The organism is Streptomyces sp. NPDC050439, from assembly GCF_040655335.1.
Taxonomy (GTDB): Bacteria; Actinomycetota; Actinomycetes; order Streptomycetales; family Streptomycetaceae; genus Streptomyces.
Genome location: NZ_JBFAJT010000006.1, coordinates 523,260 through 549,966, shown reverse-complemented (window position 1 = coordinate 549,966; position 26,707 = coordinate 523,260). Strand labels below are relative to the sequence as shown.

General features: G+C 66.6%; 23 protein-coding genes, 1 tRNA gene and 1 pseudogene. 7 read left to right on the top strand and 18 right to left on the bottom strand.

Features of this window, described 5'->3' with window-relative positions; all coding sequences use genetic code 11:
* Window positions 1–99: 99 nt before the first annotated feature.
* From AB0I66_RS27090 to AB0I66_RS27075, 4 genes are all read right to left on the bottom strand, one after another.
* Window positions 100–930, bottom strand: coding sequence for an MBL fold metallo-hydrolase (locus tag AB0I66_RS27090; RefSeq protein WP_363210531.1), 831 nt, complete (start codon window positions 928–930; stop codon window positions 100–102).
* 94 nt (window positions 931–1,024) lie between these two features.
* Entirely contained in the window at window positions 1,025–1,918 is an 894-nt protein-coding gene (locus AB0I66_RS27085) for an NUDIX hydrolase (protein ID WP_363210530.1), read from the bottom strand.
* 87 nt (window positions 1,919–2,005) lie between these two features.
* On the bottom strand, window positions 2,006–2,476 hold the full coding sequence (locus AB0I66_RS27080; RefSeq protein ID WP_363210529.1) for a RidA family protein: 471 nt from the start codon (window positions 2,474–2,476) through the stop codon (window positions 2,006–2,008).
* Window positions 2,473–2,634 (bottom strand): DUF4177 domain-containing protein, encoded by a 162-nt coding sequence (locus tag AB0I66_RS27075; protein ID WP_010986011.1) that lies wholly within the window; start codon window positions 2,632–2,634, stop codon window positions 2,473–2,475. Before AB0I66_RS27075 ends, AB0I66_RS27080 begins: the two co-directional genes overlap by 4 nt.
* Before the next feature lie 82 nt (window positions 2,635–2,716).
* On the opposite strand from AB0I66_RS27075, the gene AB0I66_RS27070 reads away from it, so the two are divergent.
* Entirely contained in the window at window positions 2,717–3,697 is a 981-nt protein-coding gene (locus tag AB0I66_RS27070; protein ID WP_363210528.1) for an ArsA-related P-loop ATPase, read from the top strand.
* On the top strand, window positions 3,694–5,124 hold the full coding sequence (locus tag AB0I66_RS27065) for an ArsA family ATPase (protein WP_363210527.1): 1,431 nt from the start codon (window positions 3,694–3,696) through the stop codon (window positions 5,122–5,124). Before AB0I66_RS27070 ends, AB0I66_RS27065 begins: the two co-directional genes overlap by 4 nt.
* Window positions 5,125–5,193: 69 nt before the next feature.
* Here AB0I66_RS27065 and AB0I66_RS27060 read toward each other — a convergent pair whose 3' ends face one another.
* Entirely contained in the window at window positions 5,194–5,538 is a 345-nt protein-coding gene (locus AB0I66_RS27060; protein ID WP_167828965.1) for a WhiB family transcriptional regulator, read from the bottom strand.
* Window positions 5,539–5,955: 417 nt separating this feature from the next.
* On the opposite strand from AB0I66_RS27060, the gene AB0I66_RS27055 reads away from it, so the two are divergent.
* Entirely contained in the window at window positions 5,956–8,238 is a 2,283-nt protein-coding gene (locus AB0I66_RS27055) for a transglycosylase domain-containing protein (protein ID WP_363210526.1), read from the top strand.
* Between the two features lie 153 nt (window positions 8,239–8,391).
* Here the strand turns inward: AB0I66_RS27055 and AB0I66_RS27050 are convergent, their stop codons facing one another.
* Window positions 8,392–8,856 (bottom strand): GatB/YqeY domain-containing protein, encoded by a 465-nt coding sequence (locus AB0I66_RS27050; protein ID WP_363210525.1) that lies wholly within the window; start codon window positions 8,854–8,856, stop codon window positions 8,392–8,394.
* A 75-nt stretch (window positions 8,857–8,931) separates the two neighbouring features.
* Here AB0I66_RS27050 and AB0I66_RS27045 point away from each other — a divergent pair, with 75 nt between their 5' ends.
* The 3 genes from AB0I66_RS27045 to AB0I66_RS27035 all read left to right on the top strand — a co-directional run bounded on the left by AB0I66_RS27045 (window position 8,932) and on the right by AB0I66_RS27035 (window position 10,838).
* A complete protein-coding gene (locus AB0I66_RS27045; RefSeq protein ID WP_363210524.1) occupies window positions 8,932–9,858 on the top strand; it encodes a metallophosphoesterase in 927 nt (308 codons plus the stop codon).
* A 65-nt stretch (window positions 9,859–9,923) separates the two neighbouring features.
* Window positions 9,924–10,715 (top strand): Pr6Pr family membrane protein, encoded by a 792-nt coding sequence (locus tag AB0I66_RS27040; protein WP_363210523.1) that lies wholly within the window; start codon window positions 9,924–9,926, stop codon window positions 10,713–10,715.
* Between the two features lie 49 nt (window positions 10,716–10,764).
* Window positions 10,765–10,838: transfer RNA gene (locus tag AB0I66_RS27035), tRNA-Pro, on the top strand.
* Window positions 10,839–11,309: 471 nt separating this feature from the next.
* Here AB0I66_RS27035 and AB0I66_RS27030 read toward each other — a convergent pair.
* From AB0I66_RS27030 to AB0I66_RS27020, 3 genes and pseudogenes are all read right to left on the bottom strand, one after another.
* The gene (locus AB0I66_RS27030) at window positions 11,310–11,813 is read right to left on the bottom strand and encodes a hypothetical protein (protein WP_363210522.1); all 504 of its coding nucleotides are present in this window, start codon (window positions 11,811–11,813) and stop codon (window positions 11,310–11,312) included.
* Between the two features lie 280 nt (window positions 11,814–12,093).
* Entirely contained in the window at window positions 12,094–13,890 is a 1,797-nt protein-coding gene (locus tag AB0I66_RS27025; RefSeq protein WP_363210682.1) for a tetratricopeptide repeat protein, read from the bottom strand.
* A 225-nt stretch (window positions 13,891–14,115) separates the two neighbouring features.
* A pseudogene (locus tag AB0I66_RS27020) lies at window positions 14,116–14,697 on the bottom strand (NB-ARC domain-containing protein); the annotation flags it as partial.
* A 1,471-nt stretch (window positions 14,698–16,168) separates the two neighbouring features.
* On the opposite strand from AB0I66_RS27020, the gene AB0I66_RS27015 reads away from it, so the two are divergent.
* Window positions 16,169–20,194: a WD40 repeat domain-containing protein gene (locus tag AB0I66_RS27015; RefSeq protein ID WP_363210521.1), complete on the top strand. Its 4,026-nt coding sequence runs from the start codon at window positions 16,169–16,171 to the stop codon at window positions 20,192–20,194.
* A 412-nt stretch (window positions 20,195–20,606) separates the two neighbouring features.
* On the opposite strand, the gene AB0I66_RS27010 is transcribed toward AB0I66_RS27015, so the two are convergent.
* The 9 genes from AB0I66_RS27010 to AB0I66_RS26970 form a co-directional block, all read right to left on the bottom strand.
* The gene (locus tag AB0I66_RS27010; RefSeq protein WP_363210681.1) at window positions 20,607–22,115 is read right to left on the bottom strand and encodes a LacI family DNA-binding transcriptional regulator; all 1,509 of its coding nucleotides are present in this window, start codon (window positions 22,113–22,115) and stop codon (window positions 20,607–20,609) included.
* Window positions 22,116–22,140: 25 nt separating this feature from the next.
* The gene (locus AB0I66_RS27005; RefSeq protein WP_363210520.1) at window positions 22,141–22,503 is read right to left on the bottom strand and encodes a helix-turn-helix domain-containing protein; all 363 of its coding nucleotides are present in this window, start codon (window positions 22,501–22,503) and stop codon (window positions 22,141–22,143) included.
* Window positions 22,500–23,531, bottom strand: a complete 1,032-nt coding sequence (locus AB0I66_RS27000; RefSeq protein ID WP_363210519.1) for an AAA family ATPase — start codon at window positions 23,529–23,531, stop codon at window positions 22,500–22,502. The genes AB0I66_RS27005 and AB0I66_RS27000 overlap by 4 nt, the downstream gene beginning before the upstream one ends.
* On the bottom strand, window positions 23,528–24,127 hold the full coding sequence (locus AB0I66_RS26995; RefSeq protein WP_363210518.1) for a hypothetical protein: 600 nt from the start codon (window positions 24,125–24,127) through the stop codon (window positions 23,528–23,530). The genes AB0I66_RS27000 and AB0I66_RS26995 overlap by 4 nt, the downstream gene beginning before the upstream one ends.
* On the bottom strand, window positions 24,124–25,020 hold the full coding sequence (locus AB0I66_RS26990; protein WP_363210517.1) for a bifunctional DNA primase/polymerase: 897 nt from the start codon (window positions 25,018–25,020) through the stop codon (window positions 24,124–24,126). Before AB0I66_RS26990 ends, AB0I66_RS26995 begins: the two co-directional genes overlap by 4 nt.
* An 89-nt stretch (window positions 25,021–25,109) precedes the next feature.
* Window positions 25,110–25,475, bottom strand: a complete 366-nt coding sequence (locus AB0I66_RS26985) for a hypothetical protein (RefSeq protein ID WP_363210516.1) — start codon at window positions 25,473–25,475, stop codon at window positions 25,110–25,112.
* Complete coding sequence (locus tag AB0I66_RS26980; RefSeq protein WP_363210515.1) at window positions 25,472–26,134, bottom strand: hypothetical protein; 663 nt, start codon at window positions 26,132–26,134, stop codon at window positions 25,472–25,474. Before AB0I66_RS26980 ends, AB0I66_RS26985 begins: the two co-directional genes overlap by 4 nt.
* A gap of 89 nt (window positions 26,135–26,223) precedes the next feature.
* Window positions 26,224–26,466, bottom strand: a complete 243-nt coding sequence (locus tag AB0I66_RS26975) for a hypothetical protein (protein WP_363210514.1) — start codon at window positions 26,464–26,466, stop codon at window positions 26,224–26,226.
* Window positions 26,467–26,499: 33 nt separating this feature from the next.
* Window positions 26,500–26,688 carry a hypothetical protein gene (locus tag AB0I66_RS26970; protein WP_363210513.1) on the bottom strand — a complete coding sequence of 63 codons (189 nt, stop codon included), beginning with the start codon at window positions 26,686–26,688 and terminating at the stop codon, window positions 26,500–26,502.
* Window positions 26,689–26,707: the final 19 nt, after the last annotated feature.

Sequence of the window (26,707 nt, the reverse complement as noted above, 5' to 3'; positions counted from 1 at the left end):
GCCGGACAGCGCGCGCGTAACGCCCAACGCGGGCGCCTGACGCCCCGGGGTCCGTCGCCCCCCAATACAGCGGAGCAGCGAGGGAGCCTCGTGCCGGGCCTAGATCAAGCCGTGTTCCCGCAAGTAGTCCAGTTGTGCTCTTACCGAGAGTTCCGCTGCCGGCCACAAGGAGCGGTCCACGTCCGCGTAGACGTGGGCGACCACGTCCGATGGGGCCGCGTGGCCGTTCTCCACGGCTGTTTCGACCTGAGCCAGGCGGTTCGCGCGGTGGGCCAGGTAGAACTCGACGGCGCCCTGGGCGTCCTCCAGGACCGGGCCGTGGCCCGGCAGGACCGTGTGCACGCCGTCGTCGACCGTCAGGGACCGCAGGCGCCGCAGGGAGTCCAGATAGTCCCCCAGGCGGCCGTCAGGGTGCGCCACGACCGTCGTACCGCGGCCCAGGACCGTATCCCCCGTCAGGACCGCCTGATCGGCCGGGAGATGGAAGCAGAGGGAGTCCGCGGTGTGGCCCGGCGTCGGGACCACCCGGAGTTCGAGGCCGCCCGTCGTGATCACGTCACCCGCGCCAAGGCCCTCGTCGCCCAGACGCAGCGCGGGGTCGAGGGCCCGGACCTTGGTGCCGGTCAGCTCGGCGAAGCGTGCGGCGCCCTCCGCGTGGTCGGGGTGGCCGTGGGTGAGGAGAGTGAGCGCGACCCGCTGCCCGGCCTTCTCGGCCGTGGCGATGACGTGCTGGAGGTGCGCGTCGTCCAAGGGGCCGGGGTCGACGACGACCGCGAGCCCCGACCCCGGCTCGGACACGATCCAGGTGTTCGTCCCGTCCAGCGTCATCGCGGACGCGTTGGGGGCGAGGACATTGACCGCGCGGGCGGTGGCGGGACCGCTGAGGACTCCGCCCCGGGGCTGCCCGGGAAGGGCGGCGGCTTCGGTCATGCGGGGGTGACTCCCGTCCGGTTCGTGGCAGGGGAAGCAGGGCTGGCGGGCCGAGCAGCCGTGACCGTGGTCGTGGCCGTGGTCGTGGCCGTGGTCATGCGGAACCCCCCGTAGGGATGTGCTTGGTGAACTCCTCGTGGCCCGGCCACGTCAGCACCAACTCGCCCTCCTCCAGACGTGCTTGCGCCAGGACCGGGGTGAGGTCGCGCTCCGGGGCCGCGGCCAGGGCGTCCGCGGCCGACCCGTAGGGGCTCAGTTGGCGCAGGGTCGCGATGGTGGGCGGCATCATCAGGAGGTCGCCCTTGTCGTAGCCCGCCGTGGCCTCCCCCGGAGCGATCCACACCGTACGGTCGGCCTCCGTGGAGGCGTTGCGCGTGCGCTGCCCCTCCGGGAGGGCCGCCACGAAGAAGAACGTGTCGTAGCGCTTCGGCTCGAACTCCGGAGTGATCCACCGGGCCCAGGCACCGAGCAGGTCGCTACGGAGGACCAGGTCCCTGCGGTCGAGGAACTCCGCGAAGGAGAGCGCGCGGGCCACCAGCGCCTCGCGGTCGGCCTCCCAGTCGTCGCCCGTGGTGTCGCCGACGACGCTCGACGGGGTCGGCCCCGCGAGCAGCACGCCGGCCTCCTCGAACGTCTCGCGCACGGCGGCGCACACGATCGCCTGGGCCCCCGGCTCGTCCACGCCGAGGCGCGCCGCCCACGTCGCGAGGGACGGACCCGCCCAGCGCACGAGACGGTCGTCGTCCCGCGGGTCCACTCCCCCGCCCGGATACGCGTACGCGCCTCCGGCGAAGGCCATGGAGGCGCGTCTGCGCAGCATGTGTACGGAGGGGCCCGCCACGGAGTCACGCGAGTCACCGGAAACCGGGGAGTCCCGCAGGAGCATGACCGTGGCCGCCCGGCGCGGAGTCGCCGGCGTCAGTTCGCCGCTGCTCAGCGCACGGATGCGGTCGGGCCACTCCGGGGGGTACCACTGCCCATTAGCCATGGGCGGAGGCTATCCCCTGGTGGGCTGATGTTCGAGAGGCAACTATCGGGTGCCAGAAGGCAGCGATCAAGCCCCGTAGAGGCCGGACTACGCCTCGGTCAGCTCCACCTGGATCTCGACCTCGACCGGCGCGTCCAGCGGCAGGACCGCCACACCCACGGCGCTGCGGGCGTGCACGCCCTTGTCGCCGAGCACCTCGCCGAGCAGCTCGCTCGTGCCGTTGAGCACCGCGGGCTGGCCCGTGAAGTCCGGGGCCGAGGCCACGAAGCCGACGACCTTCACGACGCGGGCGATCCGGTCGAGGTCACCGGCGACGGACTTCACCGCGGCGAGCGCGTTCAGCGCGCACGTGCGGGCCAGTTCCTTGGCCTCCTCGGGGGTCACCTCTCCGCCGACCTTGCCGGTCATCGGAAGCTTGCCCTCCACCATCGGGAGCTGGCCCGCGGTGTAGACGTACACACCCGACTGGACGGCCGGCTGGTAGGCGGCGAGCGGCGGCACGACCTCGGGCAGCGTCAGGCCGAGCTCGGCCAGTTTCGCCTCGACGTTGCCGCTCATGCCTGCCTCTCCCGCTTCAGGTAGGCCACGAGCTGCTCAGGGTTGTTCGGCCCGGGCACGACCTGGACGAGCTCCCAGCCGTCCTCGCCCCAGGTGTCCAGAATCTGCTTCGTTGCGTGGACGAGCAGCGGCACGGTTGCGTATTCCCACTTGGTCATATGGCCGACTGTAGCCGTTGTGAGGCACTGCTCACGGTGGCCTCCTGCTTAGCCCGGACGGCGACTGGTTAGGCTCGGAAGTGTGAGCAGGCTCCAGGTCGTCAGCGGCAAGGGCGGTACCGGCAAGACCACGGTGGCCGCCGCACTCGCGCTCGCCCTCGCGACGGAGGGCAAGCGCACCCTCCTCGTGGAGGTCGAGGGCAGACAAGGCATCGCGCAGCTCTTCGAGACCGAAGCGCTGCCGTATGAGGAGCGGAAGATCGCCGTCGCTCCCGGGGGCGGGGAGGTGTATGCCCTCGCCATCGATCCTGAACTGGCGTTGCTCGACTACCTCCAGATGTTCTACAAGCTGGGGGGCGCGGGACGCGCGCTCAAGAAACTCGGCGCCATCGACTTCGCCACCACGGTCGCGCCCGGTCTGCGGGACGTCCTGCTGACCGGCAAGGCCTGCGAGGCCGTACGCCGCAAGGACAAGAGCGGGCGTTACGCGTACGACTGCGTGGTGATGGACGCGCCGCCCACCGGCCGCATCACGCGCTTCCTGAACGTGAACGACGAGGTCGCGGGGCTGGCCAAGATCGGCCCGATACACAATCAGGCGCAGGCCGTGATGCGCGTGCTGAAGTCTCCGGAGACAGCGGTCCACCTGGTGACGCTCCTCGAGGAGATGCCCGTACAGGAGACCGCCGACGGGATCGCGGAGCTGCGCGCGGCCAAGCTCCCCGTGGGGCGCGTCATCGTGAACATGGTGCGGCCCGCGCTCCTCGACGAGGCGTCGCTGGAACTCGGGCTCGACCAGGCACCGCGTACGGCCATCGCCAAGTCCCTGTCCGCCGCCGGGCTCGGCGGGGCCCGCCGCGGCGGCATCGCCGAGCGCCTCGTGGACCCGCTCCTGGAGCAGGCCGCCGAGTACGCCGAGCGGCACGCCCTGGAGGGCTCCCAGCGGGCCGTTCTGGGCGATCTGGGCCTCCCCCTGCACGAACTCCCCCTGCTGGCCGGGGGAATGGACCTGGCGGGCCTCTACGAACTCGCCACGGAACTGCGGAAGCAAGGGATCGCATGACCTCGGACCCGGCACGACACCCGGACCCGGCACGACACCCCGACACGACACGCCCCCTGGACCCGGCCCGCACGCTCGACGTGGACGCCCTGCTCGACGACCCGAAGACCCGCATCGTGGTGTGCTGCGGCTCCGGGGGCGTCGGCAAGACGACCACGGCTGCCGCGCTGGGCCTGCGCGCCGCCGAACGGGGCCGCAAGGTCGTCGTCCTGACCATCGACCCGGCGCGCCGGCTCGCGCAGTCCATGGGGATCGACTCGCTCGACAACGTCCCGCGCCAGGTCAAGGCCATCGAGGGCACGTCGGGCGACGGCGAGCTGCACGCCATGATGCTCGACATGAAGCGCACCTTCGACGAGATCGTCGAGGCGCACGCCGACAAGGAACGCGCGGCCGCGATCCTCGGCAACCCCTTCTACCAGTCGCTTTCGGCGGGCTTCGCGGGCACGCAGGAGTACATGGCGATGGAGAAACTGGGGCAGCTGCGCTCCCGTGACGAGTGGGACCTGATCGTCGTCGACACGCCGCCGTCCCGTTCGGCCCTCGACTTCCTCGACGCGCCGAAGCGCCTCGGCTCTTTCCTGGACGGGAAGCTGATCCGGGTGCTCATGGCCCCCGCGAAGGTCGGCGGCCGGGCCGGGATGAAGTTCCTGAACGTCGGGATGTCGATGATGACCGGCGCCCTGGGCAAGCTGCTCGGCGGGCAACTGCTGCGTGACGTCCAGACGTTCGTGGCCGCGATGGACACCATGTTCGGCGGCTTTCGCACCCGTGCGGACGCCACGTACCGGCTGCTCCAGGCGCCGGGCACGGCGTTCCTGGTGGTGGCGTCGCCGGAGCGGGACGCGCTGCGGGAAGCGGCGTACTTCGTGGAGCGGCTGGCGGCCGACGACATGCCGCTCGCCGGTCTCGTGCTGAACAGGGTGCACAGCAGCGGCGCCGCTCAGCTCTCGGCCGAGCGGGCGCTTGCCGCCGCGGAAAATCTTGATGAGAGCCGCATTGTGGATCAGGAGGACGGGAAGGAAGCTGTTCGTAGCTCCCGCGAGGCTTCTACCGAGGCGTCCCACGAGGCATCCCCCGAGGCTCCCGGCAACTCCCACGAGGCCCTCGGCAGTTCCGAGACCCCCGCACCTTCTGACACACCTTCCGACGAGACCTCTGCCGAAGAAGCCCTCGCCGAACCTCATGACAAGCAGCAGCAGCCCGTGGCACAGCTGACCGCCGGTCTGCTGCGACTGCACGCGGAACGCATGCGGCTGCTCGCGCGCGAACAGCGCACGCGCGACCGCTTCACCGCGCTTCACCCCGAGGTGGCCGTGGCCGAAGTGACGGCGCTGCCGGGCGACGTGCACGACCTGGCAGGCCTTCGGGCCATCGGGGAACGGCTCGCGGCCGGTACTGATGGTGATTCGGCCGGAGCTGCCTGAGCAGCGGGTTCCACCCATTGCCACGCGGTCGGTGGGGGCTCTTCCCCACCGCCACGCGGCCGACGGGCGCTAACCCACTGCCGCGTAGCTCTCGTACGTCTCGTCGTCCTCCAAGTCCACGGGCAGCAGGCCCGCGCCACGCTCGTACTCGGAGCGCGCCGTCTCCAGCAGACGGCGCCAGGAGGTGACCGTGGGACGCCTGCGCAGCAATGCGCGGCGCTCCCGCTCGGTCATGCCACCCCACACGCCGAATTCGACGCGGTTGTCCAGCGCGTCGGCCAGGCACTCCGTGCGCACCGGGCATCCGGTGCACACCGCCTTGGCCCTGTTCTGCGCTGCTCCTTGAACGAACAGTTCATCTGGATCGGTAGTGCGGCAGGCCGCCTGCGCACTCCAGTCGGTTACCCAGCCCATACCGGCGCCGTCCTCTCCCGAATCGAGGCTCCCCCACGGCGGCAGCGGCATATTCACCGCCGCCAGTTGAGGACGTTACGGAAGGTGGGCACAGCGCAACACCCCCTTCGGGCCCAATCTTGAATGGCCCGAACGGACTATGCGTAAGCGGCAGATCACCCGACGGAGTGAGCTGGCGACATGCGTGATTAACCCGGCAAATGCGGGCACTTCAGCTGAGTCACAACGGGCATCGAATGCCGCATGAGGCGAATTCGGGCACTTCCCCGGGCCATCTGGATGAGCAGAGGGGGGACCCCGTTCGGGATTCGGGACCGAGAGAGGGGTTGTTGCCGAACCGCACTGCTGTGACAGTTGAGAGCAGCTTAGGCCAAGGCATTGAGGCGTGTCCGGCGAATCAGAACGTAGGCTGCCCCCATGGGAAAGAAGCGCTCGGGCGGTGGTCTGTCACCAACTCAGCAGGCCGCGAAGTTCCTAGGTGTCAGCGTGCTCGCGGGAGCCGTGCTGGCAGGTATCGCCCTGCCCGCGGCCGGTGCGCTCGGCCTCGCGGCGAAGGGCTCGGTGGAGGAGTTCGACGAGATCCCGTCCAACTTGGAGCAGCCGCCGCTGAGTCAGCGCACCACGATCCTCGACAGCGAGGGCGGCTCCATCGCCACGGTCTACTCGCGTGACCGCACGGTGGTCCCCCTCAAGGAGATCTCGCCGTACATGCAGAAGGCGATCGTCGCGATCGAGGACTCGCGCTTCTACGAGCACGGCGCGATCGACGCGAAGGGCATCCTCCGCGCGCTGAACCAGAACGCGCAGAGCGGCGGCGTCTCGCAGGGCGCGTCCACGCTCACGCAGCAGTACGTGAAGAACGTCTTCGTCGAGGAGGCGGGCAACGACCCGACGAAGGTCGCCGAGGCCACCCAGCAGACCCTCGGGCGCAAGATCCGCGAGCTGAAGTACGCGATCCAGGTCGAGGACAAGCTCGGCAAGAAGCGCATCCTCAGCAACTACCTGAACATCACCTACTTCGGGCAGCAGGCGTACGGAGTCGAGGCCGCGGCCCAGCGCTATTTCTCCAAGCCCGCCAAGGACCTGCAGGTCCAGGAGGCCGCGCTGCTCGCCGGCATCGTGCAGTCCCCCAGCCGGTATGACCCCGTGAACGACTCCGAGGAAGCCACCAAGCGCCGCAACACGGTGCTGCAGCGGATGGCGGAGACGCACGACATCACGCAGGCGGAGGCCGCGGAGGCGAAGGACAAGCCGCTCGGCCTGAAGGTGAGCAAGCCCAAGAACGGCTGCATCACGGCGGTCAGCGGCGCCGGGTTCTTCTGTGACTACGTACGCGAGGTATTCCTCTCCGACCCGGTCTTCGGCAAGACCCAGAAGGACCGCGCCAAGGTCTGGAACCAGGGCGGTCTGCGGATCAAGACGACCCTCGACCCGCAGTCCCAGAAGTCGGTGCAGGCCTCGATAAAGGATCACGTCAACCAGAAGGACGACGTGGCGACGGCGGCCACCATCGTCGAGCCGGGCACCGGCAAGATCCTGGGCATGGGCCAGTCACGGCCGTACGGGATCAATCTCAAGGCCAATGAGACCTCGATGAACCTGTCCGTGGACAACGCCATGGGCGGCGGCGCGGGCTACCAGCCGGGGTCGACCTTCAAGCCGATCGTGGCGGCGGCCGCCCTGGAGGGCGGGATGCCCGCCACGAAGAGCTACGACTCCCCGTACGAGATGCCGTATCCCAGCAGCGTCGCGGCGTGTGACGGCAAGAAGTGGGCGAACACGGGGAACTGGAAGCTCACCAACGAGAACGAGGCCGAGGTCGGCCCGTACGACATGCGGGAAGCGACCGCGAAGTCGGTCAACACGTACTACGTGGAGATGATCGGCGACATCGGGATCTGCCCGGTGACGCAGATGGCCGAGAAGATGGGCGTCGAGCGGGCCGACGGCAAGAAGATCGACCAGGCGCCGTCGATCGCGCTCGGCACCCAGGAGATGTCGCCGCTGACGATGGCGGGCGCGTACGCGACGTTCGCCGCACGCGGTAAGTACTGCTCGCCCGTCGCGATCGAGTCGATCGCCGCTCCGGGCGGCAAGTCGCTGCCGGTGCCGAAGTCGACGTGCTCGCGCGCGATGTCGACGAAGACGGCGGACACGATCAACACCCTGCTGAAGGGCGTGGTCGAGGACGGAACCGGCAAGCAGGCCGGCCTCGGCTCCCGTGCGAGCGCGGGCAAGACGGGTACGACCGACTTCCGTTACGCCGCCTGGTTCGTGGGCTACACCCCGAACATGTCGGGCGCGGTGTGGGTCGGCGACCCGGAGCACAAGCGGCAGATGGTCGACATCACCATCGGCGGACGGACGTACGGCAAGGTCTTCGGTGGTGAGGTCCCCGGTCCGATCTGGCGGGACGCGATGAGCGGGGCGCTCACGGGCAAGCCGGCGCCGGGCTTCAACACCGTCCACATCCCGGGCGGCGACAAGGACAAGGACAAGCACCACGACGACAACAAGCCGCCGGGCAACGGCAACGGCGGTGGCGGTGACGGCGGCGGGGGTGGCGGCAACAACGGCGGTGGCGACGGGGGCGGCGATCCCTGGCCGGACATCTCCCTGCCGCCGGACGTCATCGGCGGCGGCGGGAACGGCGGGGGCGGTAACGGCAATGGGGGCGGGATCGGCGGCTGGGGCCGGTAGGCCGGGCCCGGTCGATCCTGTTCCCAGCAGGTGAACAGTCGATCCTGTTCCCAGCAGGTGAATAGTCAATCCTGTTCCCAGCAGGTGAACAGGGGTACGTGAATGGGGGCGCCCCCTTTGATCAGGGGCGCCCCCATTCGCGTACCTGCCTGCTCAGCCCGCGAGCAGCTGCTTCACCACGGCGGCGACGCGGCCGCCCTCGGCCAGACCCGCGACCTTCGGGTTCACGATCTTCATGACCTGGCCCATGGCGCGCGGCCCCTCGGCGCCGGCGGCCTTCGCCTCCTCGACGGCCTGGGCGACGATCGCCTGGAGCTCGTCCTCGGAGAGCTGCTTCGGCAGGTACTCGGCGAGGACCTCGCCCTCCGCCTTCTCCTTGGCGGCCTGCTCGGCGCGACCGCCCTGGGCGAAGGCCTCCGCGGCCTCGCGGCGCTTCTTGGCCTCGCGGGCGATCACCTTCTGCACCTCGTCGTCGGAGAGTTCGCGGGCCGTCTTGCCCGAGACCTCCTCCTTCGTGATGGCGGTGAGGGTCAGCCGGAGCGTGGAGGAGCGCAGCTCGTCACGCCCCCTGATCGCGGCGGTGAGGTCTTCCTGAAGCTTCGACTTGAGCGTGGTCATGCGGTGATTGTCGCAGGTGCGTACGGCCCGACGCCCGCCGATTTACGGGGCCTTCGGGTCTGACACGATGGGAGGATGCGCGCGCAATACGCAGTACCCCTGGGAATCGCGGCGACGGCCGCCGCCGGTCTGGCCTACTCGGTGGGCTTCGAAGCCCGCTTCTTCCGACTGCGACGGATCACCGTGCCGGTCCTTCCGCCCGGGATGCGACCGCTCAGAGTTCTCCAGGTGTCGGACATCCACATGGTGTCGGGCCAGCGCAAGAAGCAGCGCTGGCTGCGTTCGCTCGCCGGTCTGCGCCCCGACTTCGTGATCAACACCGGGGACAACCTCTCCGACCCGGAGGGCGTGCCGGAGACGCTGGACGCGCTCGGCCCGCTGATGCAGTTCCCCGGGGCGTACGTCTTCGGCTCGAACGACTACTACGGCCCCAAGCCGCGCAACCCCGTCCGCTACCTGGTCGAGAAGTCGCAGGGCAAGCACGGCCTGAACGGCAACGCACCAGCCGTCGGCGTGATCCACAACCCGTGGGAGGACCTGCGCGACGGCTTCGACGCCGCGGGCTGGGTGAACCTGACGAACACGCGGGGCGCCCTGAAGATCGAGGGCTACGAGATCGGGCTCACCGGCCTGGACGACCCACACATCAAACGCGACCGGTACGCGCGCGTGGAGGGCGGTCCGGACACCAATGCCGACTTCTCCATGGGCATCGTGCATGCTCCGTATCTGCGCGCACTCGACGCCTTCGCAGCCGACGGCTACCCCTTGATCCTCGCGGGCCACACGCACGGCGGCCAGGTGTGCATCCCCTTCTACGGGGCGCTCGTCACCAACTGCGACCTGGACACGGAGCGCGTGAAGGGCCTCTCGACGCATGAGGCGGAGGGCCGGACGTCGTACATGCACGTCTCCGCGGGCTGCGGCGCGAACCGCTACACCCCGATGCGCTTCGCCTGCCCCCCGGAGGCGACGTTGTTGACGCTGGTGGCGGGCAGCTGAGGCTGGGGGCAACCGCGGTCGGCGCCTGGCGCGCGCGTGAGCGGAACGGTGCTTAGCGTGGGGGCATGATCGCGCGGACAACGTCGTCGTACGCCCCGACCGACATCACGCTGCCCGGAGTGTGCCGCCCGGTGACCGCGGCCTTCCGGGCGCTGATCGCCCTGGCCGCGGTCACCGGCATCGTCATCGACCTGGCCGTCGGCAGCCCGCTGCGCGTGCTCAGCTACTTCACCATTCAGAGCAACATCCTGGTGGCGGTGGTCTTCGCGCTCGGCGCACGCCGGGCGTGGCAGGGCCGGCGCGCGCTGCCTCCGGTGGTGACCGGCGGCACGCTTCTCTTCATCTCGATCACGGGCCTCGTCTACCACTTCGTCCTGGCCAACGGCTCCAGCGGCTTCGCCATGACGGACGACGTCGGCTCGCTCTCCGGCTGGCGCTCCCTCGCCAATCACCTGCTGCACACCGTGACCCCGATCGGGGCGCTCCTCGACTGGCTCCTGCTGACACCGCCCCTGGCGCCCCTGGCCTGGAGCGCCACCTCGATCGGCGGTCTCCGCTGGCGTCACGCGGCGCTGTGGCTGCTCTACCCGCTCGCCTACCTGGGCTTCGCCCTGATCCGCGGGGCGCTCATGGCTCCCGGCTCACCGGCGCGCTACCCCTACCCGTTCCTGGACGTCGACGCCCACGGCTACGCGGGTGTCCTCGTCAACGCCGCCGTCCTCGGCCTGGCCTTCTACGCCCTGGCCCTGCTCCTGGTCGCCCTGGACCGACTCCGCCCGGGCCCGCGCCGCCGCGGGCCCGGAACCCCGGCCCGCGAAAACCGGATTTCGTCTCCGGGCGCCGGTCCGCTAAAGTAATCGATGTCGCCACGGCCAGCAGCAATGCGGGCAGGTGGAGCAACGACATCGGGGTGTAGCGCAGCTTGGCAGCGCGCTTCGTTCGGGACGAAGAGGTCGTGGGTTCAAATCCCGCCACCCCGACAGCTGAAACAGCAGGTCAGGCCCGGTTTCCAGAAATGGAAGCCGGGCCTGATTTGTTGTCTGGGGCCTCTTGGGGAGTGAGCGGGGAGTGGATCAAGGAAACCCCCGGCTCCGGGGAGTGGCGGCAAGATCCGACTCTCGACAAGCCACCTCGCCCACGGCCTGCGAGGCGTTACGAGTCTCTCTACTTGATCAAGTGGTGCACGACAGCCTGGCCGCCTGCACAGGCGCCGCGGAACTCGTCGTAGAGGCAGCACCGGGAGAGCTGCAGGCTGAGCAACGAACTCACCCGCGGCTTTGGTGCGAACGCTAGACGAAAGACCCGACCGGAATCGGCCAGGCAACGCTCACGGCATCCTGCGGTGGCTGCTCGGCGGGCCAGGCCGACGCACGACATCGATCGCTGACGCGGGCACTCGCATCACATGGGCGATCAGCCAGTGCATTCCTTCCACTCGCAGACCGTGCACGTCAGATGGGATCAACGCCAAGCTCGTCCCTCATGCCGGCACGCAGGTCGCGCAAAGCGCCGTGATAGGCATCGCGCGCCGCGAGGTACAGCCCGTCGCTGAACATGGCACCGTCCTCGATGCGGGTCCTGAGGATCCTCAGCGACTTGTAAGCAGCCTCAGCGAGGTCGACCAGATCAGTCGAGGCAGAAAGCTGCATCTGAAAGCGCAGCTCGTATGCCCCTGATGAGAGGAAGAGCTCCCGCAGCTTGTCGACCCGCTCATCGTGAGAAAGCGTCGGGGCGTGGGCCACTTCGCGCAGGCCGTTGCGCGCTTTGGACAACGCGGCCAGGTACTGCGTGTAGGTCTCGCGGCGGAGGGCTGTCTGGCGCTCCACCGCCTCCCGGGCAAGGTCGCTTTGACGCAACTCGCGCTCACGGCGCCATCGCAGCCGGTCCGCCAGCAAGGTCGATCCCGAGCCGATCACGCCTCCCAGGGCCGCGCTCGCAAGAGGAAGCCAATCCATGGCACCAGCGTAAGAGAACAGCTTCGGCTTCCAATACCGGAGTACCACCAACCCACACCACCAACTCAGTTACAACCTTCTCTACTGGTTCAAGGCGGCTCGCTCCGCTCCCCGCGCGCGGCCCGGCTCCCCGGGCCGCCGCTCCTGTATCCGCCCCGCTCCGGCCCGGTCCACCAGGCCGCGCGACAAGAGCTGGCGGCCAACTGACCTCAGAGAATGGGTACATCGTGGCTGGGGCGGTCGGCTCCCAGGCCAATCCGAACGCGGGTTACGCCTAGAGTTAACTCTCCATTTCCTCAATGTGCTCGCGTGAGTGAAGCGTTTGCGGATGGTCTTCACCGAGAAGGCGAACCTGATCAGTGTGGAGATCCTTAAAAGCCTTCAGCGCCTTCTCATCCTCTCCAATCAGAAGGCAATGGTAGGCTAGATAGTCGCGAGCCTCCAGCGTTCTCGGATCATCAGATCCGTGAATTCGCTCTCTATCTGAGGCAAGTCTCTCTAAAGCGAGCAAAGACCCACACATATCCCCAACCTGGCGCAGCGCTGACGCTAGGTGCTGAATCATTCTAACCGTCATAATGTGGTCAGGACCCAAGATTGCCTCGCAATCTTTCAAAAGCAGCATATATTCTTGGGCCGCCTCAGCAAATTCACCCGACCGCCCCTTCCAATGGGCAACCAATCCTCTGGCATCCAGCGTATCGGGGTGCTCGCGACCGCGCTCCGATAGGTGCAACTCAAGGATTTCCTGGCTGATTAGGAGCGCCTCTTCTGGGTTGCCATCCGCACCGATAAAGTCGGCAAGATGACTCTGCAAGTCCAGTATATTTGGGTGACTTTCCCCTAAAGCCTCTTTCTCGTCTTCAAGCAAAACGCGGATGATTTCAATCGCCGCTTGATAGCGACCATCACCAGCATACCAATGTGCGAGATTATGGCGAATCGAAAATGTCTCTTCGTGGTTCCCGCCATACATCTGGGTAACCTGCAAGAGCAAAGTCTCTAGGATTTCGATCGCGCCATCCACATCACCAGAAGCGCCTATCTCGTCAGCAAGGTGCATTTGAGTGTGCCGAGTATGTGGATGATCTCGCCCGCGTACCAGTAATTCATCTGCCAGCAATTCTTGGCACGTAGCAATAGCTCCAGCGACGTCCCCGGCGTGACTCCGTGCACTTACCAGACGGCGGCGCGTATCGAAGGAAAGTTCGTGACTTGGGCCATGGATTCGCACTCTGTCTCTTAGCAGTTCCTCGAATGCACGGACTGACCCTTTAGCGTCGCCAGCACGCCCCAGGCATTCAGCCAAGACGCTACGAACATGTAGGGCACCTTCATCATCGCTACCGCGTCGATTTAGCTCGTCCCGAAGAAGCTGTCGATACTCCTTCAACGCGTCAGAGAACCGACCCGCTTCCTCAAGCGCGTCACCCAGTGACAGCGTCAGGAAAGCGATATCGAGATGATCCGGATCGGACTCCTCGATACTGGTGCGCAACGTGACGAAATGCTCAACGGCAGTTGCCGCTAGGCCAGCTGCCGTAAGACTCTCACCGTGCCTGTACAGAAGCTCGTGGCAGCCATCAGAGAGCAGTTGGGGCATGCAGCCATTAAGCATGAATTCGGTATTCGACCTCAGCGCATGTACCAGGTCTGACTGCACCCGACCATTTGGCCACAATTCGAGTAGGCTATCTGCGGCCACTTGTACGACCTGCCCGTATGTCTCGTCTGTCAGCGATTCGGCAACTGCCCGCTGCACAAGAGCATGCATTCGGACTTCCGCGTCGGCCGCGGCAGACGCATCGTCATCGATCAAACTTAGCTTGTGCAGGTTACGCAATGTGGCTTTTATGTGAGCCTCGGTGATCGGCTGATCCCCTGCATCGTCATTGCAGGTTTCTACGTACTTGCGCACGGTGGAAGTAGTGAATACCCGTCTTGGGCAGCCGTCAGGATTAAGCACGGCCGCAATTTTGAGAATTGGGCGAGCTAGTCCGTTCGGGACAAGAGAATTTGCTTGTTCCACAGAGAGTGACCAAGTAGCCGTCACGATGTCATTATGGTCGTCAGGCAAGCTCTCAGCATCTGGTAATAGTTCTTGCAGTGATCGACGCCTATCAGTGAGTGCTTCCCTGTATTGGAAACAGTCGAGACCCGAGTCAACCAAGTACGCGGCAGACTGAGCTAGCGCCAAAGGCAAATGGTCTAGATCTTCGGCCAGGTATCTCAGTTCTTTGCGGTCCACCGCGCGCCCCCCGGCACGGAGTTTGTCGGTGAGGTATCTCACGGACTCGTTCGCTTTGAAGAGTCCGACAGGAATGCGACACCATCGAGTACCAGAGAGGGCCGCGTCCCTTCGTCGGGTTGTCACCAAGACCTTCCCGCTTTTGCTTTCGGGAGGCCAAAGTCCCCTGAGGGCGGAGGGGGCGTTCAGGCCATCCAACACCACCAACCATCTGCGATCAGTGGTGTGCGTCCAGGCTAGAAAGCGTGTGGCAGCACCTTCCGTGTCACTGGAATCTTCTCCCGTGAGCGCGTTAACAGCCTTGGCGTAAGAAGATTGCACTGACTCTCGACTATTAGCCGAAGCCCAGATAACGACATCAACTGATCGCTGGGTCAGGGAAGTCCGCACATAGTGGGCGGCGAGCTGTGACTTACCCATCCCGCCAGCGCCAACCAGCAAACAAATTTTTGTCGATGGATCAGTCGCTATAAACGCTTGAGCTAGTCGCTCAACTTCGCTTCTCTCTTGAAAACAGTCGGCTTCCCTTGGTGGACTGCCGATCAGAATGGGTGAATTTTCCGCTGCTTGCGACTGTGGAGATAAGAATAGCTGGCCGATACTTCCAGCTGCAAGGCCCCCGTTACTAGCAATCACGGAGGTCTCTGCTGAAATATGATGGCTTTGTGATTTACCGGAGACGGTTAACCCTTGCCCGACTCCGGCGAAGGAGGGTTTGTGAGGCTCAAACCGCCCTCCACATTCAGGACCCCGCCGGCTACGGAACTGTGTTCTGCCTGTACATGAAGATCTCGGCCCACTGCTAGCCCTTGATCACCAGACGAGGTGTTGCTCTGCCCCAACGCTCCCAGTGCGGCGATGTCTCGGAGTGCCTGTGCCGCGCATTCCTGTTCTTCGGGCGGAAGGTCTTCCAGAAAGTCCTCGAATCGCGTTCGCCACGCTTCCGCAAGTCGCACTTGCCGCTGTTCATCAGGTTGGCGACCATCTTGGAGTTCGGTCACGGTCCGATCGAGCCGTACAAGTGCAGCCTGCTGCGCCGCATTGTCTCGACCCAACAGTGTCGCTACCCGGGTACGTACAACCATCCAAATGTCTGTTCCGGCTGCTTGTACCACCGCTGTCCCGCTCGCTGCCGCAACGGCTGCCAAGACCTCGCTCAACATCGCAACCCCCTAGTCGACGCCTGAGGCGATTCACCATAGAACAGTGTCGAGCTAGCCGACCTCTCAGTTGACAGCACAGCTTCATCGGTGACCAGCATCCAGCAACCATGCACTCCCGCAAGGGCATCGGGACGTGCGCCGGAACTAGTGGGGCTGGGCGGCAAGACGTCGTTGCTCGCCGTGCGATTGTGGATCACAGCCCCTCACGGGCTCGCTGACATCAACGACCAAAAACAGCAGCACCAACCAGCAGCCAAGCGTGGTCCCCGTGGTCGCGGTGGAAGCGGACGGCCGTCTCGGTTTCCGTCTCATTCAGCGCCATTCACAGCCGTTCAGACGGGACCGGAGGCGGTAGCTGCCCAGACGACCGGTCGTCCATGAACGCAGGTGAACGGCCCCGTCCAGAGCCCCTGGGACCACCACCACAGTTGGAGAGCGTGTTGCGAGGTCGGGCCGCTGCGGGGCCAGCCCGTTCCACCGCACCTCGTGCATGAAGGCGCGCAGCACTGTCGAAGGTGCGGCAAGTGATCATGCTGGCGACAGAAGGTCAGTTACGGGCCCGGGCTCTGCCCTCGCCACGTCGTTTCGGTACCGGTCCCTCCCCTGTGGGGACCGGTACCGAACGACGGGCTGCATCGATCCGCGTCATGTCGGCGTAAGGGCGCGGATCGAGGAAAGGCGGATCCGCAGTCCACGCGACAACGGTCCGGAGGTGATCGGCGAAAACCAGCCGAGCACGTGCAGCGTCGCGATCTACCTCAGCGAGTCACCTCGTGCTGATGACCTGCCCTGACGCTGCGCGGTTGGTTCGCTACCGGTTCGTGATCCTGCCAGTAGGGGTGCTGGAAGAGGAGGTTCCGTCAACGTCCGGCCCCCGTAAGCGCAGGTCAGCCGTATAAAGTGAGTTTTCCGGTCCGGATGTCCACGTGCGGGGGAAGTAAGGGGTGGAGGCCTTGAGTCCCGACTCAGGGGCACGCACAGCCTTCGCGGAACGTCTCGCGCTGCTGTACAAGGAAGCTGGCAATCCTCCCCTCCAGCGCGTGGCCGAGGCCGTCGTCCGGCATCAGCGGGTCGACGAACGCGGGCGGATCGTACGGGTATCCGCACAGCGGATCAGCGACTGGCGCCGGGCCAAAAACGTGCCTGCCCAGTTTGCTGCTCTCTCAGCGGTGCTCCATGTGCTGCTTCCTGAAGCACGTCGCGAGCAGCCCGTGCCGGTGTCCACTGGCCTGTACGACATGGCCCAGTGGCAGCTCCTTTGGGAGCGCGCGGTGGCTGACCCCGCCAACGGTCGCTCCGCCCCTGCTTCCGCAGAAGATCAGGAACAGCCTCAGGCCGACACTCCGGCTGCCGTCCAAGGTGTGTGCCCCTACCGAGGGCTGGCTTCGTATCGTCAGCAAGACGCCCGGTGGTTCTTCGGACGAGAGCGGAGTACAGACGCCCTCGTTGCTCAACTGCGTGCCGCAGAGAAGACGGGCGGCCTGGTCATGCTCGTCGGCGCTTCAGGGGCGGGGAAGTCCTCCCTTCTGAACGCCGGCCTGGTGCCCGCTCTGCAAAACGGCGTGTTGAGCGACGAGGGCAGCCAACCTGGCCCGGTGCTGCAATTCGTGCCGGGAGGCGACCCCCTCGCCGAGCTGACCCGCCAGATACCTGAGCTCGCGCATGCCGTCTCCGCTGCCGAGGAAACGGGAGCGGCAGCGGCGGTGAAGGAGGCTGGCACTCCGCTTTCCGCGAAGGCGGTGAAAGAGTCCGTCACAGCCTGGGCCCGACGCCAGACGTCCTCGATCGCTCGCCCCGTCCTCATCATTGATCAGTTCGAGGAGACGTTCACCCTCTCCTCCGACGAGGCGAGCAAGCGTGCTTTCATCCAGCTCCTCCAGGCCGCAAGCACGCGAAGCGACACCGATGAGCCGGCTCCCGCGCTCGTGGTTCTGGGCATTCGCGCCGACTTCTACGAGCAGTGCCTCAGGTATCCCGAGTTGGCCGATGCGCTGCAGCATCGGCACATGGTGCTCGGGCCACTGACCACCACGGAGTTGCGCGACGCCGTGACCGGCCCGGCCAAAGCCGTGGGGCTGGAGCTCGAACCGGGACTTGCGGAACTGATCGTTCGGGAAGTGAGCACCGACGGACCCCGCGGGACGCACGACGCGGGAGTGCTGCCGCTTCTCTCCCACGCCTTGCTCGCTACTTGGCAGCGGCGGAAGACGGGCAGGCTGACGCTGGCCGGCTACCGCGCGGCAGGGGGAATTCAGGGGGCGGTCGCGGCCAGCGCCGAGCGTGCCTGGTCCGACCTCGACCCGGCCGCGCGCACGGCCGCTCGCCTGCTCCTCCTCAGGCTGGTCCGGCTCGGCGAAGACACGCAGGCCACTCGCAGGCGAGGGGCGCGGCGGCAACTGGCCGAGGAATCGACGGACCCCAGTAAGACCGAGGAATCGCTCGAAGCGCTGGTGCGTGCTCGGTTGGTGACTCTCGACGCCGAGACCGTGGAGATCACACATGAAGCGCTGCTCCACGCCTGGCCCCGTTTGCGTGACTGGATCGACGAGGACAGAAACGACAACCTGCTGCGACAGCGCCTTGAAGAAGACGGCAGGACCTGGGAGGACTCCGGCCGCGATACGTCGCTGCTCTACCGGGGTTCCCGTCTTGAGCAAGCCCGTGCCTGGAGGAAGACCGCCGGGGGCACATTCCTGACCAAGGGGGCGGTGGAGTTCCTGGCTGCTTCGGCCCGACTCCGTAGGCGCACGGTCCTGATCATCCGCGGTGCAGTGGCGGTTCTGGTCGTTCTCGCCATGGTGGCCGTCGTCTCCGCGGTCGTCGCGTGGCAGCAACGAGACGATGCAGTGTTCGAGCAAGTGGTCGCCGAGGCTGATCGTGTCCAAGACGCAGATCCGTCGCTGTCGGCACAGCTCGACCTGGTGGCACATGATTTGCGGCCTGATGACGAGGACACGAAGAACCGGCTGCTCTCGATCGTGAACGCGCCGTTGGCCACGCAGCTCCTTGGCCACAAGGGCGCCGTTTACCTCACTTCGTTCAGTCCGAACGGACGGTTCCTGGCCACCGCCAGCTACGACAGGACCGTGCGGCTGTGGGACGTGTCGGACCGGTCTCATCCCAAGCCCTTGGGCAAGCCCCTCATTGGCCACAAGAGTTGGGTGAGCAGCGCGGTCTTCAGTCCGGACGGCAACACCCTCGCGACCGCTTCGGACGACGGCACGGTCCGGATGTGGAACGTTCGCGACCCCAGCCACCCGCGCCCGCTGGGTTCGCCCTTGACCGGCCATAAGGGTGCGATCTATCTGGTCGCCTTCAGTCCCGACGGGCGCACTCTGGCCTCGGCCAGTGACGACCGCACCGTTCGTCTGTGGAACGTGAGCGACCCGAGCCGACCGAAGGCGCTCGGCAAGCTGACCGGCCACACCGCAGCTGTGCGCTCCGTGGCCTTCAGTCCCGACGGCAGAACACTGGCGGCCGGTGGCGACAACGGCACGATCCGCCTGTGGAACGTGGCAGATCCACGTCGCCCGAAGCCAGTCGACAACGTACTGACCGGCCACACGGGAACCGTGCACTCAGTGGCCTTCAGCCCTAACGGCCGCACTCTCGCCAGCGGCAGCAAAGACAACTCCATCCGTCTCTGGAACATGCGCGACCCCCGCCATGCGAAACCCCTCGGCGCACCGCTCACAGGCCATACCGGCGCGGTATGGTCCGTGTCCTTCAACCCCGCCGGAACCATGCTCGCTGCAGCCAGTGCGGACAGCACGGCGAGCCTGTGGAACGTCCGCGATGCGGCACATCCGTCGCAGGTCGGCGAGCCTCTCGCGGGCAGCAGCGGGGAGATCTACGCCCTGGGCTTCAGCCCCGACGGGCGAACCCTCGCCACAGGGAGCGGCGACAACAAGGTCCGCCTGTGGTCGATACCAACGTCGGACGTGGTGGGCAGGATCGGAGCGTTCCGCCCTGACGGGAAGGTGCTCGCCACCGCTGCGCGCGACGAGCAACTCCGGCTATGGAACGTGGAGCGCCCCAACCGGCCCGTGGCGTTGGGTAAACCGTTCAAGCCCCGGGACGGCGAGGTGCGTTCGCCGGTGTTTTCACCCGACGGCCGCACACTGGCAGTACTGACGGGAAACCGCGCAGTGCAGCTGTGGGACGTCTCCGATCCCACGGATCCCGTCCCCGACGGGCCGCCTGTGGCCCTGCGGACGCGGTTCGCGGCTGCGCTCGCCTTCAGCCCGGACGGGCGCACTCTGGCGACCGCCGATACGGACCGCACCATTCAGTTGTGGGACGTCAGCGACCCGTCACGTCTCCGTAAGCTCGGCACGCCGCTCACGGGCCACAAGGGCTACGTCAATTCCCTTGCCTTCGGGAAAGACGGACGCACTCTGGCCAGCGCCAGCGCGGACAGCACGATCCGCCTTTGGAACGTCGCCGACCCTCGCCATGCCGCCCGACTCGGCAAGCCGCTCCGGGGGCATCTGGGCCCCATCAATGAGCTCGCCTACAGCCCGGACGGCCGTACGTTGGCCAGTGGCAGCGACGACGGCACCGTTCGCCTCTGGAATGTCGCCGACCCTCTCAAGGCAGCCCAGCTGGGCTCCTCGCTCGCGGGCCACACGGACGCGGTGGTGTCACTGACATTCAGCCGGGACGGTCGCACTCTGGCGAGTGGCGGCGACGACAACACGGTCCGGCTCTGGGATGTCGCCCACCCCTCTGACGCCTCCCCCATTGGTCAATCCATGAGCCCCAACGCCAAGACGGGCAGCTTCCTGTCGTTCAGTCCCAGGGGCGAGATGCTCGGAGTTTCGAGCGGTACGGATACGGTCCGGCTTTGGAACTTGGACGCCGACGAGGCGATTCGCCGGATTTGCTCAACCACTCAAGGCGTTCTGACTCAGGAAAAATGGCAGGAGTATCTGCCTCGCCTCTCGTACGCGCCACCCTGCGATGAGTAGCGATTCATCACCTTCCCCTTGCGGATCACGCTACGTGATCCCGGTCACAACTCCACACTTTGACGGAGTAGTTGCCTCCCCTTACTCGAACAGCCTTGTTACCGTTGGCCATAGCCCGATCGCTGGTGCATCCCCCGTCGCCAGCGGTCGGGCGCTTTCGTGCTCCCACCACTCAGCGGCGCCTTGGGGCCGCCATCTGCTAGGCACCCAGTTCCCGATACTTTTGGGAACGAGGGGCCAGGTGGCCCAAATTACGACAGCACCCGCTAAGTACCGGTGAGCCAACTGAGTGGTGGGGCCATGCTTCGCGACGCTGGGTCTCGTGTAACGCACATCAGGCCCGGCTCACTTGTTAGCGAGTCGGGCCTGAATGATGGCTTGAAAATGCAGCGAATTTGGCTTTGGACGCTGACTACCGGCGAGACCTGAGCAGCTCATCAAGCGCAGCGACCGGCGAGCTCGCAGATAGCGCAGCGCGTACGGCCAGGGCTGCCTCCCACTGCTCGGTCAGCCCATCCATCAGGCGCCGGCGCATGCCCGGTGTGATGTGGGTGTAGCGCGCCTGGACCGAACCATCTTCGTGGCCCATCCGCTCGTCCATGAGCTTCGGTGGGGTCCCAAGCTCCTCCATGACCGTCTTGTGCGTATGTCGTAGTCCATGCGGCGTCAGTCCCTTAGCGATCGGGAGCCAGCACGCGTCCGCCCGGCCAGAGGCATTCCGCCCGCGCACCGGAATGCCAGGCCAGGGCTCGGCCATCACGGGAGCCGGGCGTGCCTCCTGCGGTGCCTTCTTGGGGTACCAGCCCGTTGTTGCGGGCTGGAACAACCAAGTGGCGAATCCATTGCGCCGCCAGTGCGCGGCAGTCTCTCCAGGTGGGCCGCCGTATACGTAGCCAAGCTCCGCCATGGCGAGCTCGACCTTGATTCGCGTCGACTCCGCGACTGCCGCCGGCCGGTTGAGGACGTTGGACACCGTGCCGGTGGATACCCCGGCACGGCGAGCCACGTCCACGAGCTTCGGGCCCGCCTGCCGGGCAGCCCCGTTGGATTCCCTGAGCCCCTGAAAGACGTAGGTGAAGCCGTGGCAGGAGCACGGGCCTGGCCTGGTCCGTCCGATGTGGTCCAGGACCAGAGAAGCGAGCCACTCCGGGGTGTCGATGTCCCGGTAGGAGTCGTCCTTGGGCGGACAGCGGTGTAGTTCGCCGGAGTCCAGCTCGTACAGCTGCCACTCCACCCGAATCGAGCCAGGGCGAACGAACTTGGTTTCCAGCCCGACGATTTCGCCGAAGCGCTTGCCGGTATAGCCCTTGAGGACTGTGGCCACGAACTCGTCGTCACGGCCGGAGAGAAGGGACATCCGTTCGCCGATGAGCAAGATGCCGAGGGCGTCCGTCACGGCCTTCTCCGGTGCGCGATTGCGGGACCGCCCGGCCCGCTTGCCCCTTCCCCGCCGCTTGCTCGCTGGGTTGCTGTCCCGAAGCCCCTCTTCGACTGCGTCGCCCATGATGAGGTGCAGCGTGCCGTGCCAGGTCTTCACGCTCGAAGCCGCGTACAGCTCTCGTTCCTTTTTCTCCCAGGCCCCTACGTGACGACGCTCGATGTCTGAGACGTTGACCTCTCCGAACTCCGGGAGCAGATGCTCCTCGATGTGACGCTTGTAGTTCTGCATGGTGGACGCGGCTAGTTCTTGCGCCGCGTACCACTCGTTCACGTACTCGGCGAAGGTGATCTTTCCTGCGTTCGGGTCTCGCCAACTGCCTTCCCTGACCTTGGCTTCAAGGTCATTTGCTGCCTTGGCAGCCTCGCGCTTGGTGGTAAACCGCACCGTCTGGCCGTTGTCGTCAACGACCGTGCGCAGTACGCCCGGAGCGAGCCAGTACCGACCGCGGTAGTAGCTGCCGCGCTTCTCTCCGTATCCCACGTTTACCAACTCCTTCTTCACACCCTCAGGCGACTGCTGCTTCAGACTCAGCACGGACACCCCGGCGCGGCCTCCTTGCTCGGAGGCGCGGTGTAGCGGTCGGGGCGATCCGCCTCGGTGCGCGAGCGCGTGTGAACGGGTCCATCTGGGCCGGCACCTGGACTCGTCCCGGTCGCTCCTCGAAGAGCCTGACGATTTCCTCGAAGTGCTCAGCCGTGAAGCGGTAGGAACCGCCGGGCTTCGTGAACGGAATGCGCCCCTGTCGGGCCTGCTCCTTCACCCACCATTCGGAGACCCCGAGCGCCTCGGCGATCTCTGATGGCCGGTAGAGCTGAGGCAGTTGGGACAGGGTGACCGCGGTGACACTGTGACTGGTGTGACTGGTCATGCCTGTCCCCCGTTCTCGCCGGGGACGACGTAGCCCCCGTCCTTGCGGATGAGCTGGACGTCCTTCGCCATGCGCGAGCAGGTCTGCCGTACGAGATCGGACTGCAGCCCGGTTCCCTCGGCGATCTGCTTCGGCTTGGTTCCGGGGTGCTCTCGGACGTATCGCAGGATCGTGGCCCGACTGTCACCGATGGTGTGGTCGGTAGCGGGTCCTTCGAGGAGCTGCCAGGCGCCGGCTTCCGAGTAGAAGCGAAGCGCGTACTCCGACTCGTCGACATCGCGGCCCGTGACGTGCAGTACGCCGTCGGCCTGCCCACGGGACCGCTTCAGCACGAGAGTGGCGTCGGCGGCTCCCGCGATGCCGTTAGTGCCAGAGACCTCCGCGAGGAAGTCGTCCGCACCTGCCTTCCGGACGTGATGGACCAGGACCACGGCGATGCCGTAGTGATCCGCGATCCGCTTCACGTGGCCTACAGCCGCGTAGTCCGCGTCATAGGCCGACGAGCCAGGGGCCGACGTTCCGCGGATCTTCGCGAACACGTCGATCACGATCATGCGGGCCTCCGGGTTGCGCTCGCACCACTGGCCGATGAGCTCGCCACCGCCCTGCGGAATCGGTGGGCACGAGGTCGCCAGCGTGAGAGTGGAGGGCGCCGGTCTATCTCCGAGGATCTTGCCCATGCGCGACTGCAGTCGGCGCGGCGTGTCCTCAAGGGCGAGGTACAGGACCGGCCCGCCGTCCACGGGAACCGTGTCCATCGCCGTGCCTCCGGCCGCGACCGAAAGAGCCAGGCCGAGGGAGAGCCAGCTTTTGCCGACCTTCGGCGGACCAGCGAGGAGATTGACTCCCTCGGAAATGAGCCCCGGTACCGCCCACTTGGGATCCGGGAACTGCATGTTCATGAGCTCGTCGGCGGTCCAGGCCGTACGGATGCGCTGCTGTGCGGGCTGCAACGGCTGGGGCTCAGGGGCGGGGTATGGGGAGTTCAGATGGGGCGACGCTTCGTTGTCGTACGGGTTGTCGCTCACTTACTCTCCACACCCTCGTGGTTCTGTTCCGCGATCCACTTCGCAGCGGCGGGAAGGGACTTGAAGCCATTGCGGGCACGGGCCCAACGGTCCTTGCCGAAGCCGTATGTGCCGTCGGGCGTGGGCAGTGCCACGGCCGCGTCCTGCTTGCCGCCGCGCGGGCCTCGACCCTCGCTGATCTGGCCCATCACGTCCGACCGCTGGACCCGCGCCATCTTCCGCCCGGTGACGATCCACTCGTGGGGCTCGCCGTCGAACCAGGCTCCCCCCGGCCACAGGAGCAGGCCCGCGATCTTGCGCGGTTCTTCGCCGAAGCCGACAGCCTTCGTCGTGGTGTGGGCGTCGGTCATCGCCTCGCCACGGATGACGTGCGCGGTGTGGCAGGACGGGCAGATCACACGAAGCGTCGTACGGGTGTAGCTGCTGTTGTGGTCGCAGTCCTCGTCCGAGCAGACGTGCTGTCCAAGCGCGCTTCCATATGACGGGCGGAAGCCCTCGTCCACACGTACGTCGACGGACCACGCGGGGCTCCTGCAGTCGGAGCGGTGTGCCAGCCCGCGCCAGCCGAAGTACGTGTCCTGAACACTGAGGTTCATGCCGCATCCCTTCGCCCGAAGGTCCGCGGCTTCCGGGCGCCGGCGCGGAGGCCGGATGCGATGGTGCGGCGCGCGGCGCCTTCGTCCAGGTGGACACAGAGGGCAGACTCGGTGAGCCGCTCGCACACGTACGTCGCGCTGAGCTCATGCCCGGCAACGAGTTGCCCAAGGGCTACCGATGCCTGGTACAACGCGTTGTTGCGATTGCCCTCGTACGCGTCGGTGACCCGTGCCATCTCGGCGTTAACGGCGGCGGCCAGGTAGGCACCGCGTCGGCCGTTGGCGACCAGCGGAACAGTCGTCGGACGCTGCAGCGGAAGCGGCGCAGGGGTGAGGAGCCTCGTCAACCACTCGGGCAGCGGGGCCACCTCACGCTCGCGTACGACGGTGTAGGACCGGCCATTCACCGTGCTGCCCGCACCGACGACGTAGCCGCCGGCCGCGCGGGTGTCCACCTTCCAGCCGAGAGACCCAGCCGTGTTGCGCAGCTTCGCGCTCTCCGGAGCCGCGAAGTAGAGGTGCGTGCCACCGCTCGGCGTACGCACGGTGTACGTGTTGCCGGGCCACGGCTGACCGTGCCTCTCGGCAAGGAGTGCCAAAGCACCGGCTCCGTCGACGACGTCGTTCTGAGCGCCGGCCGGGGGCACGTCCTGGTCGTGCTTGGGTACGTCGAGGTCGACGACGACGAGGCCGGACGGGCCCGTCGCGATGCCGAGGTTGCAGTCCGCCGTCAACCAGCAACGGTCGATCCGTTCGGTGTCCGTGGTCGCACGCTGCTCCCACGCACGGATGGCAGGGCGCTTCGTGCCGGGAACGAGCGGGAAGACGTGCCATCCGCGCTCGGCCGCGCAGCGCGCGGCGCGCGGCAGCGGGACAGAGGAGTTCTGGTGCATCCTTGAGGCACCTCCTGATTCCTGGAAGGGGATGGGGAGGACCGGAGCAGCGGGCTTCGTTGACCCGTCGGCCGCTGCTCCGGGCAGATTCAGCGAGATTTCGAGGGACCCCAGGCGGCGTATTCCGCCCGGACGTAGTCCCGGTAGTCCTCGGCGAGGACCAGGTCCATTCCTTTGCGGCTCAGGCTGCGGTTCGCTACGTCGTATTCGACGAGCCATTCCGCAGCGACGTTTGCTGCCTCGTCGGCGTCCGCCGCGGCGAGCCTGCCGTTCCGGGCCTGCTCCTGAAGGGCAAGACGGTCGAGGAGCGCGGCCTTACGAAGGCGGAACTCGCGGTCCGTGCTGACGTCGGTGGGATGGGAGTCGGACGCCTCGGCGATCAGGCAAAGTTCCTGCGCGATGGTGGGGGCGTCGGCGTATGCCGCCTCGGGCGCGAGGCGCTTCGGGTCGGTCACTTGCTCTCCTCGGCGACGTGGTGCTTCTGCAGGTTGAGGAGCACGAACTGAAGAGCACGCTCGGCCGCTACGCCGTAGACGTACGCGGCGTCTGCCAGGCCAGCGGCGAACTCCGAGGCCTCCGCCGCCTCAGGGCTGTGGCAGTCGGCGAAGTCCTCGTAGAAGGAGAATTCGCGAGCGAGGTCGCGAGCGCGTACGTGCTCCGTGAGGATCTCGCCGAGCGCGACGAGGTTCGGGCCGCCCGACCACTCGGCAAGTGCGTCTTCAAAATTCGGCAGCGCCTCGGTGGGCAGCTCGTAGAGGCCATCACGGCGCACGAACTCCAGGTGCCGGGGACGCTCACCGTTCACGACCCCCGCCACGGCGCAGGCTGTGCCGTACGCGTACGCCAGCGCGGTGTTCTCGTACCGCAGCTTGATCCGCAGTTCCGTGGAGTCCTGGATCTCCTTGAGGTACCTGAGCGCCTCGTGGTGGGGGTGACTGAAGTACCGCCCGACCACGCTCACGGCTCCGTCCTCGGGGGCCATCCGAGCGGGTTCGAAGTGCCAGGCGGCGGCCTGAGCCGCCTGGTGTGCCGTGCGGTACTCACGAGCGGCGGCACCAACGGCGAAGACGCTCTCAGTCAGGTCGTGGAACCACACTCGGGTGGTGTCGGACATCGAGGTTCCTCTCAGGGTGAGCGCGGGCCGGTCTGTCCGTCCCTCCGCGAGGCCTCAACCGGCTGGCGGGTGAGACCCACGGAGATGCGTCAGGCCAAGGTCGACTGATCGGAGCCGCGATCAGTCGCGGCAAAGAGCAGCTCTCGAAGATCGCTGCCGATGACAGCGGTGAGCCGGTGCTCGATCGCCTGCCAAGACTCGGAGTCGATGGCCATGAGCGCCGCGATCGCAGCAGGGCCCTTGCCCTCTTCGACGGCGGTGAGCGCGTCGCGAAGTTCGCCGGAGGCCATCAGCGAAATACGGGGCGGGGCGGTGGACTTGGCGTGCAACACGGTTTCCCCCAGGGGTGAGTTCGAGCTGGGCATTCAGAAGGAGCTGATCGTGTGGGAGAGCGACGACATGAGGTCGTCGATGGTCGACGCGGCGCCGCTGTTCGCGAGGTAGTAGCCGAAGAGCACGCCGACCACGGCGGAGCCAGGGCCGACGGTCTTGAACTTGATCAGCAGCCCCAGGAGGAAGCCGAAGAGCACGACGGCCGAGATGGAGAAGGCCACGGGGTCCCCTTTCGGAAGG